Source organism: Pseudanabaena sp. BC1403, assembly GCF_002914585.1.
GTDB lineage: Bacteria > Cyanobacteriota > Cyanobacteriia > Pseudanabaenales > Pseudanabaenaceae > Pseudanabaena.
The window spans coordinates 130,522-147,677 of sequence record NZ_PDDM01000004.1; the positions used below are offsets into that span (position 1 = coordinate 130,522).

At 40.7% G+C, this 17,156-nt stretch carries 18 protein-coding genes, 1 tRNA gene and 1 pseudogene; 13 read left to right on the plus strand and 7 right to left on the minus strand.

Annotated features, from left to right (window positions below):
* Positions 1-5: 5 nt before the first annotated feature.
* Both CQ839_RS05535 and CQ839_RS05540 read left to right on the plus strand, forming a co-directional pair.
* The gene (locus CQ839_RS05535) at positions 6-230 is read left to right on the plus strand and encodes a hypothetical protein (protein WP_374937732.1); all 225 of its coding nucleotides are present in this window, start codon (positions 6-8) and stop codon (positions 228-230) included.
* A 344-nt stretch (positions 231-574) separates the two neighbouring features.
* Positions 575-919: a hypothetical protein gene (locus tag CQ839_RS05540; RefSeq protein ID WP_103667281.1), complete on the plus strand. Its 345-nt coding sequence runs from the start codon at positions 575-577 to the stop codon at positions 917-919.
* Positions 920-1,677: 758 nt separating this feature from the next.
* Here the strand turns inward: CQ839_RS05540 and CQ839_RS05545 are convergent.
* Together CQ839_RS05545 and CQ839_RS05550 are read right to left on the minus strand one after the other, a co-directional pair.
* Positions 1,678-1,962 carry a type II toxin-antitoxin system mRNA interferase toxin, RelE/StbE family gene (locus CQ839_RS05545; RefSeq protein WP_103667282.1) on the minus strand — a complete coding sequence of 95 codons (285 nt, stop codon included), beginning with the start codon at positions 1,960-1,962 and terminating at the stop codon, positions 1,678-1,680.
* Entirely contained in the window at positions 1,959-2,183 is a 225-nt protein-coding gene (locus CQ839_RS05550; protein WP_103667283.1) for a hypothetical protein, read from the minus strand. The genes CQ839_RS05545 and CQ839_RS05550 overlap by 4 nt, the downstream gene beginning before the upstream one ends.
* A 262-nt stretch (positions 2,184-2,445) precedes the next feature.
* Between CQ839_RS05550 and CQ839_RS05555 the strand changes: the two genes are divergently transcribed.
* The 3 genes and pseudogenes from CQ839_RS05555 to CQ839_RS05565 all read left to right on the plus strand — a co-directional run bounded on the left by CQ839_RS05555 (position 2,446) and on the right by CQ839_RS05565 (position 2,968).
* On the plus strand, positions 2,446-2,652 hold the full coding sequence (locus CQ839_RS05555; protein WP_103667284.1) for a hypothetical protein: 207 nt from the start codon (positions 2,446-2,448) through the stop codon (positions 2,650-2,652).
* Positions 2,625-2,762, plus strand: a pseudogene (locus CQ839_RS25955) (type II toxin-antitoxin system VapC family toxin); the annotation flags it as partial. The gene CQ839_RS05555 and the pseudogene CQ839_RS25955, both read left to right, overlap by 28 nt.
* A 132-nt stretch (positions 2,763-2,894) precedes the next feature.
* A tRNA-Pro gene (locus CQ839_RS05565) sits at positions 2,895-2,968 on the plus strand.
* A gap of 44 nt (positions 2,969-3,012) precedes the next feature.
* Here the strand turns inward: CQ839_RS05565 and CQ839_RS05570 are convergent.
* Genes CQ839_RS05570 through CQ839_RS05580 form a run of 3 tightly spaced genes read right to left on the minus strand, consistent with a single transcriptional unit; the run spans position 3,013 to position 5,251 of the window.
* The gene (locus CQ839_RS05570) at positions 3,013-3,531 is read right to left on the minus strand and encodes a rhodanese-like domain-containing protein (protein WP_103667285.1); all 519 of its coding nucleotides are present in this window, start codon (positions 3,529-3,531) and stop codon (positions 3,013-3,015) included.
* Positions 3,518-4,297, minus strand: a complete 780-nt coding sequence (locus tag CQ839_RS05575) for a sterol desaturase family protein (protein WP_258040636.1) — start codon at positions 4,295-4,297, stop codon at positions 3,518-3,520. The genes CQ839_RS05570 and CQ839_RS05575 overlap by 14 nt, the downstream gene beginning before the upstream one ends.
* Positions 4,298-4,324: 27 nt before the next feature.
* Complete coding sequence (locus tag CQ839_RS05580) at positions 4,325-5,251, minus strand: pentapeptide repeat-containing protein (protein ID WP_103667287.1); 927 nt, start codon at positions 5,249-5,251, stop codon at positions 4,325-4,327.
* A gap of 674 nt (positions 5,252-5,925) precedes the next feature.
* On the opposite strand from CQ839_RS05580, the gene psbD reads away from it, so the two are divergent.
* Complete coding sequence (gene psbD, locus CQ839_RS05585; protein ID WP_103667288.1) at positions 5,926-6,993, plus strand: photosystem II D2 protein (photosystem q(a) protein); 1,068 nt, start codon at positions 5,926-5,928, stop codon at positions 6,991-6,993.
* Between the two features lie 218 nt (positions 6,994-7,211).
* Positions 7,212-8,603: a photosystem II reaction center protein CP43 gene (gene psbC, locus CQ839_RS05590; protein ID WP_103667289.1), complete on the plus strand. Its 1,392-nt coding sequence runs from the start codon at positions 7,212-7,214 to the stop codon at positions 8,601-8,603.
* Positions 8,604-8,688: 85 nt separating this feature from the next.
* Here psbC and CQ839_RS05595 read toward each other — a convergent pair whose 3' ends face one another.
* Positions 8,689-8,988, minus strand: coding sequence for a 30S ribosomal protein PSRP-3 (locus tag CQ839_RS05595; RefSeq protein WP_094530228.1), 300 nt, complete (start codon positions 8,986-8,988; stop codon positions 8,689-8,691).
* Positions 8,989-9,048: 60 nt separating this feature from the next.
* Here CQ839_RS05595 and CQ839_RS05600 point away from each other — a divergent pair, with 60 nt between their 5' ends.
* From CQ839_RS05600 to CQ839_RS05615, 4 genes are all read left to right on the plus strand, one after another.
* Complete coding sequence (locus CQ839_RS05600; protein WP_103667290.1) at positions 9,049-9,852, plus strand: TIGR01548 family HAD-type hydrolase; 804 nt, start codon at positions 9,049-9,051, stop codon at positions 9,850-9,852.
* Positions 9,853-9,907: 55 nt separating this feature from the next.
* Positions 9,908-10,249, plus strand: coding sequence for an MgPME-cyclase complex family protein (locus CQ839_RS05605; protein ID WP_103667291.1), 342 nt, complete (start codon positions 9,908-9,910; stop codon positions 10,247-10,249).
* Between the two features lie 91 nt (positions 10,250-10,340).
* On the plus strand, positions 10,341-11,333 hold the full coding sequence (locus CQ839_RS05610; RefSeq protein ID WP_103667292.1) for a hypothetical protein: 993 nt from the start codon (positions 10,341-10,343) through the stop codon (positions 11,331-11,333).
* On the plus strand, positions 11,330-13,258 hold the full coding sequence (locus CQ839_RS05615; protein WP_103667293.1) for a pentapeptide repeat-containing protein: 1,929 nt from the start codon (positions 11,330-11,332) through the stop codon (positions 13,256-13,258). Before CQ839_RS05610 ends, CQ839_RS05615 begins: the two co-directional genes overlap by 4 nt.
* Before the next feature lie 80 nt (positions 13,259-13,338).
* Here the strand turns inward: CQ839_RS05615 and CQ839_RS05620 are convergent, their stop codons facing one another.
* Positions 13,339-13,848, minus strand: coding sequence for a GNAT family N-acetyltransferase (locus tag CQ839_RS05620; protein WP_103667294.1), 510 nt, complete (start codon positions 13,846-13,848; stop codon positions 13,339-13,341).
* Between the two features lie 398 nt (positions 13,849-14,246).
* Between CQ839_RS05620 and grpE the strand changes: the two genes are divergently transcribed.
* On the plus strand, positions 14,247-15,005 hold the full coding sequence (gene grpE, locus CQ839_RS05630) for a nucleotide exchange factor GrpE (protein WP_103667296.1): 759 nt from the start codon (positions 14,247-14,249) through the stop codon (positions 15,003-15,005).
* A gap of 115 nt (positions 15,006-15,120) precedes the next feature.
* Positions 15,121-16,980, plus strand: a complete 1,860-nt coding sequence (dnaK, locus tag CQ839_RS05635; RefSeq protein WP_103667297.1) for a molecular chaperone DnaK — start codon at positions 15,121-15,123, stop codon at positions 16,978-16,980.
* Positions 16,981-17,156 lie beyond the last annotated feature (176 nt).

A 17,156-nucleotide genomic window follows, 5' to 3' on the forward strand; every position in this document is an offset into this window, starting at 1 on the left:
TTGAAATGTGGATTGATCCTAGTTCTGATCTGCCCTATGTTTTGATGTTGATTGGTGATATGGATGGAAGCTATACACTTTATGACCCAACTGAGGGGTATCAGGTGGTTTATTCGGCGCGTGACTATGAGAAGGTGAAAGATTTTCTGTTGGAGGATGAGTATGTGCAGATTCGCGGCAGATATCAAGAAAATGCTGAAGCACGGAAATCTGAGCCTGTATTTGTTTAGGCGCGATCGCCTCAATCTCGATTCCGATCTGAATTGAAATATGTACGAATTTCATTCAAGCGATCACCCATTCATTTCATGGATAAAATCGCTTGCTTTCTGACAGGTTTATGAGTGTGGTGATCGCTTATTCATTTCAAAAAAAATTTGCGTTACATTTCATTAACGCACCCTACTAAATTGTCTTCAAGACAATGCTCGAACTCGCGAAAATGTAGATAAAAAAGGCGGCTCGATGCGCCGCTTTTTTATCCAATAACTTACCTAATCTAAGATATAGGTAATGGATTAGATTAAACACATTTTGTAATAGTATACTTTTTATGTAATCTTCTAAGTTTTTTATGAAATATATTGCTTCAAAAAATGAGATTCTTCACTTAACTCAGGATTCATACTCATTTGGTGAGACACTCTGTGGGCATAAGTATGACTGTAATGAAAATTGGGAGGAAGTTGACTCAAGTCAAACATGGTGTTATCAAACTTGTAAAAACTGTGAACGTATTCGAGATATAGCAGAGAATTATTCAGAGACTAAGTCTAATTCCGAGGAGCAGGATAACTACTTGTCTAATAATCAATATTCGTCTAGCAGCAATTCTTTCGACGGAATCAAATTATTAGTTGGTGCTGGAGTGTTTGTATGGGGAGTTATCACACTTTTGTTGCCACGCAATAAAGATTAGCTTTATGCCTAATCAATTTAACAACTCTCGTTCAGTTGGCACTGGACTGTTAAAGAGGGATGAGTCGCTCAAAGTATTTCTGGTCAAGCTTTTCACGGTTTTGCAGTCAATCACCATAAATCCTTACTGGATAAGCCTTACAACCATTTATCACTTCTTTAGAAACCAGTGCCGTTCAGTTCTGAAAGCTAAGTACAAATTTGATTGTATTGCGCTATCGCTAAATTTGCAATTTCTCTAACCAATCTAGCTCCTCCTCATATTCTTGCTGTGTCACATCTAATTTAAATAATATGGACACAAAAAGTTTCATTTTCGCTTTGTTGACATTAATTGCTTTGACTACACCTATTCGCCAACAAAATTTTGCTCCTGTTGAATCAAGCAAAGATACCTTGTCAACGCCCACTATCAAGTCTGAAAAAAATAGTTTTTAGGCTTTTACTTGTTAATAGAGTTGCAGCACGATGTACTGCAACTCTATTTTTATGCTTTGTTAGAAGGTAAGGAGACTTTAATATGTAGTTTCAGTGACTAGTTATCAAGCAGAACCTTTTTGAAAAATTAATAATTTAGCTGTATTTTTCAAAATATTCATGAATTGTGACTTCAAATAAGGAAAACAATCAATACCTCTATCAACTTCGAGAGCATAGAAAGGTGATCGCCTTTATGGTTGTTGAGATGTGATCGCAGTTTGATTTTGAGATTTAGGCGATCGCCTTGTGATGTGGTTATTTGAGTTGCGATCGCTAAATTTAATAAACCTCATCATGAGAGCCTATGTTTAACAATAAAATCGCATCCAGATCGGATTCAGCTTTTTGCACAAACTCAAACAAAATGCGATGGTTATAGTCTACAGAACAAGCCCAAATATCTGAGAGATCTCCAACCAGTTTATGAGTTCTCAAACTTGGATGATAAGGATCTTCCGCTAGTTGCCGCAACGTCTTTTCAATTAAAGGGCGTAGTTGTGGACTTTTGCGAATTAGACGTTTAAAAGCTCGCTGAGATTTAGCAGTCCAATCAATATTTCTCAACTATCCAACTCCGCCAAAAAATCATCAACAGAACCAGATTTGAATTTACCTTCACGATACTCCTGCTGAACCTCTCGAACTTCTTTAACAACTTGCTGCCGTTGACGCAACTTCAAACGATTATTCAACACGTCAATTAAAGCAGCTTGATCGTCTAAAGACAAAGCATCTATGGCATTGAGAGCTTCTTGAAATAGAGATGTTTTTAAGGCTTGACTCATAGGATTATTTATGAAAGTTTACTCTATAACCTCGGTTGTCATTATACTTCAGAAAAAAGCGATCGCCTTTACTGCACTTATTCAAATAGTGATTTAGCTGCAATCTCATAAACCAAGCATTTGTTTAACATCATTTAAAGCGATCATCGCGGTTTTACTTCCATCAAATAGCGATCGCCTTATGACGTGGTTATTGGAAAGGTATTGTCCCAAACAATTCAAAACTGTTACTCTAGCAATACGTTACTGGTGCTGTAAAACTATGAAACTACAAATTCAAGGCATTAAATCAGGACAAACGATTCAACTTTTAGATATAGTTAATATTCCTGATGGAACAGTATTACTAGAAATTGAAGTAGACAAACCCAGCGATAAAAGCGCAAGACTAGCAAGACTAAATCGTATATTTGGTGCATGGCGCAACCAGCCAGACATTGACAAATTGGTAAACCTACAGGCGAACTAGATGCCATGATTGCTGCCGTAGCGCGATCGCGTCATGATCAGGTAGTTACGAATAACACAAAGGATTTTATTAATATTTCTGGTTTAGGGTTAGAAAATTGGATCATTTAGCGATCGCCTCTTATTGCATTGCTTCAAATAGCGATCGCCCTTTGCTCTGAAGGAGATTCTTGCATTGAAATTTTAATATAAAAAATAATTTTGTATATTTAGCGCTTTGTGTAGTAACATAGATATTCGCAACGGGATGTAGCGCAGCTTGGTAGCGCGCCTGCTTTGGGAGCAGGATGCCGTAGGTTCGAATCCTATCATCCCGACTTAAAAAGAAAAAAACTGAGAAGCGTCATAATATGGCGCTTTTTTATTTGGCTGGCAAAACTTGTAGATCCTGCGATCGCGTAAATTGTTTGCGCCATGCGGTAATGCCGCCTGTCAGAGTTATCACTTGATAGCCGCGATCGCTGAGATACTTATTCGCTTTAACTGATCTCATCCCCGAAGTACAGTACAAAACTACTGTTGGTTTAGCTTGATGCTTCTTTTCATAGCGTTCCACAATATTCTTAACCCTTTGAATACCTGCCTCACCTTCAATTTCGGGTAATGGCACAAGCTCACTATTAGCAATGTGATCCTCTGCATATTCGTCTGGCGATCGCACATCAATTAAAACTACAGATCTGAGTTTGCTACTAGCCAACTCCTCAACAGAAATTTGCGGCGTACTAAAGCTTTGCAAATACACTGGCAAGCTCATTTGATGTTGATATGCAACGATGCTCAAAATCTCAGCAGTAGCAACTAGTAATGAGCCAACTAAGGCTAAGGGTATCAAATATCTACGCTTAGAGACAAATTCCTGAAAATCACTTGTCTGCATTTTTCTTATGCCAATTTTTAAACGGATAAATTAAATGATTAAAATAATTTGTTGTGGTATTTAATTTGGTTCCATATTGTTTTGGTTGTTCATTCTCAGGCATGTACAAAGTCCCAAATATATAATCAAGAATTGGTAACTGTACAGCTAGATTTTGAGCGCTTTTCTGTGGATAGCGATCATGATGCCAACTATGAAATTCTGGTGTAGCAATAATCCATTTTAAAATCGGAAACTTCACTCGAACATTGGCATGGATAAAAAAGGCGATCGCGCTTGAAAAAATTATATAAATCGCCAAAGCCTCTGATGAAAACCCTAGCAAGTAAAGGGGAATCATTTGGCAAGCCTTCGTCAAAATCTGCTCAAAAGGATGGACACGTACTGTGGCAAGCCAATCAATATGAGTAGAGCTATGATGGATTGCGTGAAATTTCCATAACCAAGGAACAGTATGCAATAGTCGATGAATAAAATAAAAGCACAAATCGCCAATGAATATAGCGGCAGTTACTTGCAAAATAAGGGGCTGTTGACCGACGAATTTAGACAATATCGGTATTGATCCTTGGCTCATCAATACAAATACAATTAATAGTTTTGTTGTGCCATGACCAATGAAATAACCTGAAAAATAGTAACAAAGATCCGTGAACCAACCTTCACGTAATAGTTTTTGGTGATGAGCCGCTAATACTTTCTCAATCGGTACGAATACAAAGACAAGGATTAGTATTCCTTTGATAACATCAGGGATTTCCATCATGATTCCAATCACTAATTCTGCGCATGGTTAAGTATTTACAGGTATTTGTTCAATCTCTGAATTAATTTCAGGCTTTTTAGCGATCGCCTCATTTACATCCATAGAAAAACCTTTAGGAAACTTGCAATTCTTAAAAGTTGCACCATACCAATCCACACCTTGCAGATTTGCATCTAAGAAATCACAATTTTCTAAATTTGCATTTACAAATCGCGCATTTTCTAAATTTGCTCCACGAAAAGAAGTCATTGCAGCCATTTTGACTTTTGTAAAATGTAGATTAAAAGCCTTGGTTGCCAAAACAGCAGGCAAAAGTGCAAGTACTGCAAATAAGATTGCATAGTGAATTTCGTGATGTTTGATCCAGCTATAGCCAGCCGAAATTGCAGACGAAACTCCCACTGCCATCCATACCATACCCACTGCGATCGCCCCTTTTTTATAGCCCAGATATAGCCCAAACAGAGACATCACAAACGCGGCAATCATCACACCTATACCGACCACCGTCAAAGCTGTAGAGTTAATGGCAGCGATCACCATTAACCCAATTAGTCCCATGTATACATAGAAGATCTTTCTTCGAGACATTGCGGCAGCCGTCGCAAAGGCAAATATCCAAACAAAAGGATTTGTGATCCACCCATAGGGATTTGCGACTTCACCACCACACCCAACTAAAACAAGTTGTCCTAAAGTCCACGCAGCTAATCCAAGGGGAACGCCAAAAATGATATGCAGCGACATTTGCGTGATCTGCTTTTGGAAATTCTGTTTATCTCGACTGATCGCAGTTTCCGAGAAATCAGCACCCGCTAGATTTGCCCCTCGAAAATCACAACTTTTCAATCTTGAGCCTGTAAAGTCAGCTTCCTTTTCTTCGCCTTTACGAAATTCATTCTGAAACGATTGATTCTGAAAATCACGATAGCGATAATTTACATTGTTATCCATCGGGTAACCTCTTGGTTAAGTTAGTTTAGCGAGACAGCTAATTTAGCGCTACAGTTCCCTCAGCACATGTTGGAGTCCCATTTTGGAGAAATGGATTTGGTAGCTTTTGCTTTACACCAGTTTTGGGAGATTCACAAAGAATAGTGACCGTAGTTAGCTCTTTTTCTGCACTTGGCTGTGATCATGATCAAGCTCTAGCTGTTTAAGTTCAACTTGTCTAATCATGGCTATTACCTGTGGCTGCAAATTCTTGTTTCAATGATATTGCACTGCTTTTTAAGATAAAGCTGCGATCTCGATCGCCTGTTTTGATGAGACTCATTACAAATCTTTTCCTAATGTCTATAAGTACAAATACTTAGACTATTAATATAAAGATCGAGATCAATCTTGTCTCCTTAAAGCATTTTTAGAATCACTGGATTTAGTGCTGCTATATTGTTAATTAAATATATTAATTTATTAGCAACTATCTCCAAAGAGATAGTTGTAAAGCTCCTTAACATTTTTTTAATATTTGTTGTCGGATGGAGATCCTTTAAGAGCTTAGCTAAAAACCTTGCCTAGACAGGCTTTGGAGTTCTTAAGTATTTTGTAAGAAGGCAAACGTAAAGATGTGTTAAGCTGATTTAAAATCCATATAAATACTCGTAGTTAAAGCAGGATTTAAGATTATGACCATTGCTATGGGCAGGTCGCAGCAAGTCGAAAGAGGATGGTTTGATGTCATCGACGATTGGCTAAAGCGCGACAGATTTGTATTTATTGGTTGGAGTGGCTTATTGCTATTCCCCACCGCATTTTTATCTATTGGTGGCTGGTTTACTGGCATCACCTTTGTATCATCTTGGTATAGCCATGGTTTAGCTTCTAGCTTCCTAGAAGGCTGCAACATCTTGACCGTTGCAGTATCTTCTCCACCTTTAAGTGTTGGACATTCCTTATTGCTTTTGTGGGGCCCTGAAGCACAAGGCGACTTCACTCGTTGGTGTCAAATTGGTGGCTTATGGACATTCCTCGCACTTCACGGTGCATTTGCGTTGATCGGCTTCATGCTGCGTCAGTTTGAAATTGCTCGTCTAGTCGGTATCCGTCCTTATAATGCGATCGCATTCTCTGGCCCTATTGCCGTATTCGTATCCGTATTTTTGATGTACCCCTTGGGTCAATCTGGTTGGTTTTTTGGCCCAACCTTCGGCGTAGCTGGTATCTTCCGCTTCATCTTATTCTTGCAAGGTTTCCACAACTGGACTCTGAATCCCTTCCACATGATGGGCGTAGCAGGTATCCTTGGCGGCGCATTGCTCTGTGCAATTCACGGTGCAACTGTTGAGAATACATTGTTCCAAGATGGTGATGGTACTAGCGCAAACACTTTTAAAGCTTTTAACCCAACTCAGTCCGAAGAAACCTACTCCATGGTTACCGCTAACCGCTTCTGGAGCCAAATCTTCGGTATTGCCTTCTCCAACAAGCGTTGGTTGCACTTCTTCATGCTATTCGTGCCTGTAACTGGACTATGGTTCAGCAGCGTTGGTATTGTAGGACTAGCATTGAACTTACGTGCCTATGACTTCGTATCTCAAGAAGTTCGCGCCGCAGAAGATCCTGAATTTGAAACTTTCTACACCAAGAACTTGCTTTTGAATGAAGGTATCCGTGCTTGGATGGCTCCTCAAGACCAACCAGCTGAAAGATTTATCTTCCCTGAAGAAGTATTGCCTCGCGGTAACGCACTATAAATTTGAAGCTAAAAAAATTGCTTGCAGCTTATTGCAAGCAATTTTTTAAGGATAATTGCAAAATTTAGCTATCAGAAATCAGTACGGTTCTACTAGTTTTTGGATTATGATGAATTTCATCAAACTTCTAAACGTTAGCAGTTAACAAGCTGATAGCTGATAGCTTAAAAATTATTTGCACTTTAAACCTATAAAAAACTTTCTGGAGATAACCTCTCGTGACGACGACCATTAACTTAAACTCGCTTGGAGTGGGTGGACGTACACAGGATACATCGGGCTTTGCTTGGTGGTCTGGTAACGCAAGACTCATTAACCTTTCTGGCAAACTGCTGGGCGCTCACGTAGCTCACGCTGGTTTGATCGTATTCTGGGCTGGCGCAATGACTTTGTTTGAAGTCGCGCATTTTATTCCCGAAAAGCCAATGTACGAGCAAGGCTTTATCCTTCTTCCTCACATGGCAACTCAAGGCTGGGGCGTTGGTGCTGGTGGTGAAGTTGTAGATATTTTTCCATACTTCGTGGTTGGTGTTTTACACCTTATTTCTTCGGCAGTACTTGGCTTTGGCGGAATCTACCATGCCTTGCGTGGCCCTGAAGTCTTAGAAAACTATTCTTCATTCTTTGGTTACGACTGGAAAGACAAGAACCAAATGACCAATATTATCGGGTATCACCTGATAATATTGGGTTGCGGTGCATTGCTACTCGTATTTAAGGCTATGTTCTTTGGTGGTCTCTACGATACATGGGCACCTGGTGGTGGAGATGTACGTGTGATTACTAACCCTACGATTAATCCTGTTGTCATTTTTGGCTATGTTTTCAATTCACCCTTTGGCGGCGAAGGAAACATTATTGGCGTTGACAATCTTGAAGATGTAGTTGGTGGGCATATTTGGATCGGTTTGATCTGTATTAGTGGCGGTATTTGGCATATCCTTACTAAGCCTTTCGGTTGGGCTCGTCGCGCCCTTGTTTGGTCTGGTGAAGCTTATCTCTCTTACAGTCTTGGTGCATTGAGCTTTATGGCTTTCATTGCTACCTGCTTTGTATGGTTTAACAACACAGTTTATCCTAGTGAATTCTTTGGACCTACTGCTGCTGAAGCTTCTCAATCTCAAGCTTTCACCTACCTTGTTCGTGACCAAAAGTTAGGTGCAAACATTGCAACCTCTCAAGGTCCTACTGGTTTAGGTAAGTACTTGATGCGTTCTCCTTCGGGCGAAATCATCTTCGGCGGTGAAACCATGCGTTTCTGGGATTTCCGTGGTCCTTGGTTAGAGCCTCTTCGTGGTCCTAACGGCTTGGATATCGACAAACTTAAGAATGACGTTCAACCTTGGCAAGTACGTCGCGCTGCTGAGTACATGACACATGCTCCTTTGGGTTCTTTGAACTCAGTTGGCGGTGTTATCACTGAAATCAACGCGGTAAACTTTGTTTCTCCTCGCTCTTGGTTGTCTACTTCGCACTTCGTATTGTCTTTCATGTTCTTGGTTGGTCACCTATGGCATGCTGGTCGTGCTCGCGCGGCTGTTGCTGGCTTTGAAAAGGGTATTGATCGTAAGGATGAAGCTGTACTCTCGATGCCTGATTTAGATAAATAACTAATTAAGATGTGCTTTGTCACATCCTATAAAAAGAAAGGCAGTGCTAAGCACTGCCTTTCTTTTTTGTTTTTTGCGATAATTACTAGTTACTACCAGTAAATATGACATCAGGGAATTTACCTTGAGCTTCTGTCATGGGGCGATTTTTGCCCTCTTGTTGCCAGTAATTAATTACTTCGGTTGCCTTATTTAAAATTTCGATCCGATCTTGATCGGCAATCCAGGGCTTGCTTTCCATTTCTGTTTTAAGTTGATCCCAAGCATCATCACGGGGCCAAAAGAAATACTTGGTGAGAGGGCTGAAACCTTTGCCAACGACTTGATCGACAGCAAGAGCTACATTATTTTCTAACCATAAGATTTTTAGAATAAACTGGGACAATGCTACCTACCTCCAAGAAAAGTTAAATTACATATTAAAGTAGCGATCTTGCAATATAACATGATTGAAGCCTCTAAAGTTGATTTAAAACTATCAAGTACAAGTATTTTTGTGTTTGATATTGATGGTGTGATTCGCGATGTATCGGGCTCTTATCGCCGAGCGCTAGCAGATACGGTTGAATATTTTACAAATGCAGCTTACCGCCCTACTTCTGAAGAGATTGACGAGTTAAAAGCTGAAGGCGTTTGGAACAATGACTGGGAAGCATCGCAGGAGCTAATCAAGAGATATTTACATCGCATAGACAAGGAGTTACTGATACCCTATGAAACGATTGTGGAATTCTTTCAGAGTCGTTATCGGGGTAGTAATTCTGACTGGTCTGATGGATATATTGCGACTGAGCCGTTGATCGCGACGGCAGAATATTTTCGGGATTTGACGATCGCAGGGATTGGCTGGGGATTTTTTAGTGGGGCAACAAGGGCTTCAGCTAGTTATGTCTTGCGTCGTTTGGAAATTGAGTCTCCTGTATTGATTGCTATGGAAGATGCTGCGGGTAAACCAGAGCCCACAGGACTTTTACTGGCGGTCAAGCAAATTGAGCTTAGGGGGGATAAATCTGCAAGTATTGTTGTCTATGTCGGTGATACGGTGGCGGATATGCTGACGGTGGTGAAGGCTAGGATTTATGATCCAAATTATCAATATTTTGCTGTTGGTGTGATTCCGCCACATGTGGCGGAAGATTTACGCGATCGCTATGCCGCGTTACTCAGAGAAAACGGTGCTGATCTTGTTTTGAATAATGTTCTAGAGCTAACGTCACAGCTTAATCTATTGCAAAGTTTTATAAGTTAAATAAGCGCTAACATAGATCTGGCTTTACAAGCTATTACCTTGTTAAGAAAAATTTATGTCAGATTCCCAGCAATATTATTTCGTGGCTGCTAGCCGTAAGTATTTGTGTGAAGACGAAGGGAAACCTTTGGGTGAGACGCTATCGGAGCGTCGGCGCAATTTTGAAGCACGCAATAAGGAAATAAATTTTTGGTTGATTGAGCAACCTGCTTTTTTGGAAGCACCTGAGATGGCGAGTATTAAAAAGCAAATTCCTCAACCTGCGGCGGCAATTATCACAACCGATCCAAATACAATGCGTTGGCTAAAGCTAAGACTTGAGTTTGTTGTCACGGGTGAATTTACAGCGCCAAGTGCTTCAATTCCAGAGCCTTTAGCTTCTTTAGCGCTTGTGTAGTCAAGATAAAGTGGCTTTAACGACCTAGTCTTAAGATCCAATAGAAAAGCCGCCATTTGGCGGCTTTTCTATTGGATTAATGTGCTAAGGTGTGACCTTAAATTTGCTGATCAAATTGCCGATCGCTACAGATATTGTGTTTAGATATTTTTGCAATAACTCTTCTTCTAGCTTGCATTCTCGATATGAGTATGCAAAGTTTGGCTTTAAGTCGATCGCTACCAATGCTCGAAAATATGGCGATCGCAGTTTATATAATTTACCTGCCAATCCTGAGTTACAAACTTTAGAATCAAAAAAATTACAAAAAGAATCACTAAGAAAATCACATTTTGATGTTGATCTGATTCAAAGCTTTTCAGTTCAGAAAGCAGGTAACGCGATCTCCGAATGTGAAGATATTTGGAATTGTGTAATACGTAATCCAATAGTGTCGATCGCTTTATCGGATGGGGCAACTGAGTCTTCATTTACAAGAGAATGGGCAAGGGCATTAGTTACGGCTTTTACAGATCGCCAGTTACCTTGGCAAGAGGTTTATGCTTGTTCCTCAACTTGGCTATTACCATTACGAACAGCTTGGCAGCAATGGTTAGGTCAGCAGGAATTGTCTTGGTTTGCTAAACGTAAGGCAGGTGAAGGGGCTTTTGCGACCTTTGTGAGCTTGGAAATGTTTGCGGATTTAAGTTGGAAATCTCTGGCTGTGGGAGATTCTTGTTTGTTTGTGGTGCGCGATCGCACTTTGCAAAAAAGTTTTCCTTTACATAATAGTCACGAATTTAATAATCGTCCAAGGCTGATTGGAACCAATGTAAAGGCGGCGAATATTAATATTTCGCAAATTCATGGAGTTGCAAAATGCGGAGATCACTTTTATTTAGCGACCGATGCGATCGCCTGTTGGATTTTCAAGCAAATTGAAGCAAATCAAGATCCTTGGGTAAAATTAGAACAGATCAGGACACAAGATTTGTTTGAAACATGGGTGGATGAATTGCGTGATCACCATGAAATAGCCAACGACGATACAACCTTGCTATGCCTCAAAATTCAGGATGCAGCAGAAGTGCATTGTGAGTTATGACAGATATTCAATCTTGGCCATTAAATATTGACTTTACGATCGCGGTGCAAAATCCCCACCTCTGCTTTGTCGATCCTGAGCTTAAGCAAGCAAGCACTGCCAAAAATTCGCGAGGACGAGTCTTGTTATGGTCGGGGAATTTCGCCACCGTCTACAAGCTTACTAAAGGAAATCGCTCTTGGGCAGTGCGTTGCTTTACGCGGATTCCCCAGTCAGATGTGCAGCAACGATATAGGTTAATCAGCGAATATCTCAGTCAGCATCCAATTCCTTACTTAGTTGATTTTGAATTCCTGACTCAAGGAATCCTCGTCAAAGGCGAATGGTATCCGATTCTGAAAATGGATTGGGTGCAAGGCTCAGAATTAGATCGTTATATTGGCGAATATATTGATGATTCACAAGTTCTATTGCGTTTAGATCGGCAATTAAAACAACTGCAAAAAGATCTGCAACAGGTAGGGATTGCCCATGGTGATTTGCAGCATGGAAACATTATGGTTGACTCTGAGGGAGAGCTAAAGCTGGTTGACTATGACGGCATGTATGTTCCCGCATTGCGAGGTGCTCCGCCCATTGAGATCGGACATCCCAACTATCAACCACCGATGCGCTCTTCTAAGGACTTTAGCGATCGCCTAGATGAATTTTCTTTTGAGGTGATTTCCCTGTCACTTAGGGCTCTAGCAAGTCAGCCAAATCTTTGGGAGACATTCCATGAAGATAATAAAAATTTGATTTTTCGGCAAAACGATTTTCAAGAACCTGAGTTGTCACCAGTGTTTCAGTCAATCTCCAATATCCCTGATGATGAAACCCGTGAACTATGCGATCGCCTAATCCGCCGATGTCATGGCAAAGATCAGCAAGACCAATCTGAGCAGCCATTACGAAAAGACAAAATAGTTACGCAATATAAGATGTTTTTAGTTTTGGGAGTATCTGTATTCGCTATTTTAGGCATTATTTTTTGGCTGGTTAAAACAAACCTATCGCAACCTCAACCTACCGTAACCAACATTCCTACAAATGTGCCAGTAAGCTCTCCTTCTCCCACAAATTCCCCCACTCCCGTCGCTGTAGCAACTCCAAAATTAATCCCAATCACAGCTGCAACTTTACAAGCTAAATATGCTGAAGGTCAGCGCGATTTTCGCTATGTGCAGTTGACTGGCAATCAAGGCGATCGTATACAAGGTCAGGACTTTAGCAATATTAACCTCAGTGGTTCTGTTTTAGAGAGAGTAGATTTGCGCCAAGTCATCTTCAAAAATGCGAATTTGAACGGTATTAAAATTGTTAAAGTCGATCTCCGAGGCGCAGATCTTAGTAACGCAAGTCTTGTTGACGCAAACTTAGCTTTTTCTAATCTGACTGAAGCAAATTTATCTCAAGCAAATTTATTGCGGGCAAACCTATCACAGTCCAAATTAGTCTCAGCGCTTTTACCAAAAGCAGAGCTAATGAAATCAAATCTGAGTGAAGCTGATCTCAATTCAGCAAATCTTAAGGGAGCAAATTTATTGCTTGCCAACCTCCGCAAAGCCAATTTAGTTAAGGTAAATCTGAGTGAGAGCAATTTAAGTGCCGCTAATTTGAGTGAAGCTATTTTAGATGAAGCCAATTTATCCTCGGCAGATTTGCGATCGGCGGAGCTACACTTGACCAATCTCTCTAATGCAAATCTGAGTTCTGCGAACCTGACAGCTGCGAAACTAGTTCTGATCGAGTTTTCAGGGACAAATCTTAATGGGGCAAATTTTCGCAATGCGATCGTTGAAAATATTGGCAGCATCGAAGCCGCAGATTTTACTAATGCTGTAAATCTTGCTCCTAATATTCGTAAATATTTCTGCTCTTTGGCTTCTGGCAACTCTGCTGAGACTGGGAGCTCTACAAAATCAACTCTTAATTGTTTGCCATGAATCAACATAAAAACCAATATTTTTTTCAGGGGTGGCTACGCCACCCCTGAAAAAAATATTGGTTTTTATATAAGCGATCGCTATTCGCATTCTTGGAACTCGAATCGGTATTTGACGATTCCACGACAACCATCCAAAGCGCTATTTTTCAATTCTAAGACCATAAATACATCATCTGGAACTAGGTACTCACACTTTAGTCCCTTTTCTTTTGCGGAAATAAATCCGAAACGTGAATAGTATTCTGGATATCCCAACACCACCACAGCTTTGCATCCTAAATCAGAGCATTTCTCTAAACTATGTTTAATCAATAGAGATCCAATTCCCCGCCGTTGATATTGAGGCAATACTGCTAATGGTGCTAATCCAAGAATCATTAATTCTTCAGAGCGTTTTTCGTCGATCGTAACGGGACTAAAGAAAATATGACCAACAATTTGTTCTGATTCTATAGCAACAAAAGAAAGTGTATTGTCAATTTCCCTTAACTGATCGACTAAGTTAGCCTCATTCTCTCGTCCAAAGGCTGCGATATTAACCGTACGAATTGCATCTATATCTTCTGGACGTTCGTTTTGAATTTCCATCAGTTTAGGTAAATAAAATAGTCCCTTAGATAATATGTCACGGCGATCGCCGTGACATCAGCAGTTCTCATTATGAAAATCGGTTGTTTGAAAGCCCGCCGTTGGCGGGCTTTCAAACAACCGATTTTGGTGTTTCCAGCGCCTTCGGCGCTGGAAACACCAAAATCGGTTTCATAATGAGAATTGCTGCCGTGACATATATTTAGACCTATCAAAAAGTAAAAGTGATAAAAGGTAATTACCATTACTTTTTGGTTTTATGTCACCAACTGCTATACGTTGTCTCTGATAAAGAGTAAAATCGGTATAATTGACTAAAATCGTCAAAATTAACACTTAAATTTTAACTCTTAGCAATTTACTGCTAGTCTAAAAAGCGCTAAAAGAGTATCACTGTAATGATCGAAGAAGAAAACAACCTAATTTCTGACGACCTCATCGACGAAGATGATGAGGTACTTGAGTCTCGGCTGCAACAACTTGCAACCGAAGAATTAAATCAAATCGCAAACCCAGAAACATCTATCCCAGAAGGCTCTCAAGGATCTGCGACTACAACTAGCGAATCAAAACCTGAAGTAAGTAAAGCAAACGCCGCCGCCGCCGCAACGCTAGACAAAATTAATGGTTTGATCGCTGAGTCAACATCACTTAGAGAGCAGCTAGACGATCGCAAACAGCAATACTTACGGCTGTATGCCGACTTTGAGAATTTTCGCAAACGTACAGAGCGCGATAAAGAAGAGCAAGAAGGCACAATTACAGGCAAGATTCTCAAAAAAATCTTGCCTGTAGTTGACGATTTTGAACGGGCGCAGTTACAAATTTCACCAAAAACAGATGGTGAAGCGTCAATTCACAAAAGTTATCAATCGGTATACAAACAGTTACTCAAATGCCTCAAAGAGACAGGTGTAGTAAGAATGGAATGCGTCGGTCAAGACTTTGACCCTAATTTTCATGAAGCAATTATGCAAGAACCCTCGACTGAATATGGCGAAGGCATAATCACTGAGGAATTACGCCCAGGATATTTAGTCAGCGACGATCGAGTTTTACGTCATTCTCTGGTTAAAGTATCATCTGGGAAAATCGATGGCGATGATAGTGCATCTTCTGAAAATGCTACCGAAAATAGCTCTGGAGAATCCAACTAAAATAAATATTTCAAGATTGCGATCGCGATTGCATCTTGAAATGCATTATTAGGGTACATTATTCAGAAATTCATTAAGCTAAACTTTAAAAAAGCTTTTAACGGAACTGGCGAATATGTCGAAAGTAATTGGGATCGACCTTGGTACGACAAACAGTTGTGTTTCTGTTTTAGAGGGTGGTAAGCCTGTTGTCATCTCTAGTGCAGAGGGAGGGCGAACCACACCTAGTATTGTCGCTTTTGTCAAAGACAGCAGCGAGCGGATTGTTGGGCAGGTTGCTAAGCGCCAATCTGTTACCAACTCAGTAAATACGGTTTACAGTATTAAGCGGTTTATTGGTCGTAGCTGGGATGAGACTGAGCAGGAGCGTAGTCGCGTTCCTTATACTGCGGTCAAGGGTAAAGATAATACCGTAGATGTCCAGATTGGCGATCGCGCTTATACTCCCCAAGAAATTTCGGCGATGATCTTGCAAAAACTGAAGCAAGATGCCGAGAACTATCTAGGTGAAGAAGTGACTCAAGCGGTTATTACCGTACCCGCTTATTTCACTGATACTCAGCGCCAAGCAACAAAAGACGCTGGGGCTATTTCGGGCATGGAGGTTCTGCGGATTGTCAATGAACCTACAGCAGCGGCTCTCGCCTATGGTTTGGACAAGCAAGATCAAGATCAGATTGTTCTAGTGTTTGACCTTGGCGGTGGAACGTTTGATGTATCTGTTTTACAGCTTGGCGATGGTATTTTTGAAGTTAAGGCAACCTCAGGAAATAATCACCTTGGTGGTGATGACTTTGACGCGATGATTGTGGATTGGCTAGTTGCTGACTTTAAACAAAAAGAAGGAATTGACTTAGCCGCTGACAAAACCGCTTTGCAGCGACTCAAAGAAGCTGCTGAAAAAGCCAAAATTGAGCTTTCTAGTGCCCCTTCAACCTTAATTAGCTTGCCATTTATTGCATCTGATGCCACTGGCCCAAAGACCATTGAGCTAGACTTTACCCGTTCCAAATTTGATGAGATTACAGCATCTTTAGTCAAATCAACTCTTGAGCCAACAGCTCAAGCTCTTAAAGATGCAGGGTTATTACCGAAAGAAATTAATCGAATTATTTTAGTTGGTGGCTCCACCCGTATTCCTTCTGTACAAGATGCGATCTCCAGATTTTTTGATGGTAAAAAACCAGACCAATCGGTTAATCCAGATGAAGCTGTAGCGATCGGCGCTGCTGTCCAAGCGGGGATCTTAGGTGGCGAGGTTAAGGATCTCTTATTGCTAGACGTAATTCCTCTTTCAATCGGACTAGAAACTCAAGGAGGTGTATTTACTAAAAACCTAGAACGCAACACCACAATTCCTACTAGCAAGTCCCAAATTTTCTCCACCGCCGTTGACAATCAATCGGCTGTAGAAATCCATGTCCTCCAAGGTGAACGGGCGATGGTAAAGGACAATAAGAGCCTCGGCAAATTTGAGCTAGAGGGTATTCGTCCCGCACCTCGCGGTATTCCGCAGATCGAGGTTTCCTTTGATATTGATGCTAACGGTATTCTCAAGGTGTCAGCGCGAGATATTGATACTGGGGTTGAGCAAAGTATTAGCATCACTAATACGGGTGGATTGAGCCCTAGTGAAATTGAGAGAATGCGGATGGAAGCTGAAGTCTATTCTGAAGAAGATGAGGCTCGCCGTGAATTAGCGAATATGCGGAACCAAGCATCTAACTTGATTCGCACAGTTGAAGAAATCCTCAGAGACAATGGCCCTTCGGTCATCACTACAAGTTTGCGCGAACCTACGCTAAAAAACATGGAAGCTCTCAAGAATTTATATGAAGCTGAAGAAGCCACCTATGAAGACTTACAAACTGCAATTAAACCGTTACAGCAATCCCTATTTGAAGTAACTCAAACAGTTGAGAAATACTCCCAAGTTGAGCGGGTCAAGCAGAAACCGAGCGACAGCTTAGAATAAAACTGAATGGCGATGCTTTTGCATCGTTCTAGCAATTCTAATTTTAAAAATTGGTTTTTTGAAAATCAGCCACAGACTGATTTTCAAAAAACCAATTTTGTATTTTCCACCGCAAGCAGTGGAAAATACGAAATTGGTTTCATAATGAGAATTGCTGACACCGCTCTTCAGTTTTA